Below are 2,026 nucleotides of genomic sequence, written 5' to 3' on the forward strand. Positions count from 1 at the left end.
CGTTGTGCGTAATTTAAAGAACCAAAACACCATAAAATTAAAAGATATGCTAAGATATTTCATTTTGACCGTATTAATTTCTATGTCAGCACTATTAAGCTCCTGTAAACAGCAAGAGAAAGAAACACCTGCTCCTTTGCTTCCAATGGAAACATTTTTCAAAAACGGAGAAAAAAATACATTCAGAATTTCGCCTGACGGAAACTATTTCAGTTACCGTGCAGATTATAAAGGCAAATCCAACATTTTTGTACAAAACGTGAGCGATAGCACGGCTGTTCGTGTTACAAATGACACCTTGCGAAGCATTTCAAGCTACTTTTGGAAAGGCGACCGAATTGTATATGCTCAAGACATTGGCGGAGACGAAAATTTTCAGCTGTTTTCAGTAAAAGCAGACGGAACAGACTTGAAAGCGTTAACTCCATTCGTTGGCGTAAAAAGTGATATTATAGATGCCTTGAATGACATTGAAGGAAAGGAAAAAGAATTGATTATACAAATCAACAAACGGGTGAAAGAATACTTTGACCCCTATCTATTGAATATAGAAACCGGGGAATTGACGCTATTGTATAATAATGTAGAAAACTATGATAGTTGGGTTACGGATAACAACGGCACTATTCGTTTGGCATCCAAAACAGATGGAGTAAACATTACTTGGCATTTTCGCAATTCGGATAAAGAATCTTTTTCGCCAATACTGACTACCTCATTTAAGGACATTTTTACACCTGCATCATTTGACAAAGGCAATAAAAACATTTATGCTCTTAGCAATATCGGCAGAGATAAAAGTACATTGGTAGAATATGACCCTAAGACAAAAAAGGAAGTAAGGGAATTGTATGCTGACAAAAATTACGATTTAAGTTCTATCACCTATGATAGAAAAAAGCAAGCATTGACAGCCGTTTATTGGGAAGCAGAAAAACCTAAAAAATATTTTTTTGATAAAGAATGGGGCGACCTACAAGATGATTTAGATAAAAAATTTAGCGGTTATGAAACAATTATTGTGAGCTATAATAATGCCCGAACCAAAGCGATAGTTTGGGCGGGAAATGACAGAATGCCAGGCAAATATTATATCTATGATTTCAAAACTAAGGAAACCGTAGATGCAGCCAATCCATATCCGTGGATTTACGAAAAACAAATGAGCCACGTAAAACCGATTACCTATAAATCAAGAGACGGCTTGACCATTCACGGCTATTTGACACTTCCGCTTGGTATAGAAGCCAAAAACTTGCCTGTTGTCATCAATCCGCACGGTGGACCTTGGTATAGAGATAGTTGGGGTTTCAATAATGAAGTGCAGTTTTTAGCCAATCGTGGTTATGCAGTTTTGCAAATGAATTTTAGAGGAAGCACAGGCTACGGTAGGAAATTTTGGGAAGCGAGTTTCAAACAATGGGGTAAAACTATGCAAAACGACATTACAGACGGGGTAGAATGGTTGATAAAAGAAGGCATTGCCGATAAAGACCGAGTTGCTATTTATGGTGCTAGTTATGGTGGTTACGCCACACTTGCAGGTATTACGTTTACCCCCGATTTATATGTGGCAGCGATTGATTATGTAGGCGTGAGCAATTTATTTACTTTACTAAACACAATTCCGCCTTATTGGAAACCCTATTTAGAACAGTTTCACGAAATGGTTGGAGACCCTAAAAAAGATAGTTTATTGCTTGCAGAGATATCTCCTGCATTACACGCAGACAAAATTAAAACTCCTTTGTTCATCGCACAAGGAGCGAACGATCCAAGAGTGAATAAAGCCGAAAGCGACCAAATGGTAGAAGCTCTCAAAAAGCGTGGAATTGACATAGAATATATGGTAAAAAATGATGAAGGACACGGCTTCTATAACCAAGACAATCAATATGATTTCTACAATGCTATGGAGAAATTTCTAGACAAACACCTGAAAACTAAAAAGTAAACTACGCACAACAAACAAATTGGCAAGAGAGCGGGTGAACGGCTTCGATTGAGCAATAGTGCAAAGTTGAAC

Annotated in this window: 1 protein-coding gene; it reads left to right on the forward strand. The window is 37.6% G+C overall.

All coding sequences use genetic code 11. From position 1 onward, the window contains the following. Positions 1-46 precede the first annotated feature (46 nt). On the forward strand, positions 47-1,954 hold the full coding sequence (locus LC115_01070; GenBank protein ID MCZ2355272.1) for a S9 family peptidase: 1,908 nt from the start codon (positions 47-49) through the stop codon (positions 1,952-1,954). Positions 1,955-2,026: the final 72 nt, after the last annotated feature.

It is taken from the genome of Bacteroidia bacterium (genome assembly GCA_026932145.1).
Taxonomy (GTDB): Bacteria; Bacteroidota; Bacteroidia; order J057; family JAIXKT01; genus JAIXKT01.

Coding starts and splice junctions, on each gene's coding strand:
- LC115_01070 (MCZ2355272.1), top strand. CDS start 47: ATGCTAAGATATTTCATTTTGACCGTATTAATTTCTATGTCAGCACTA.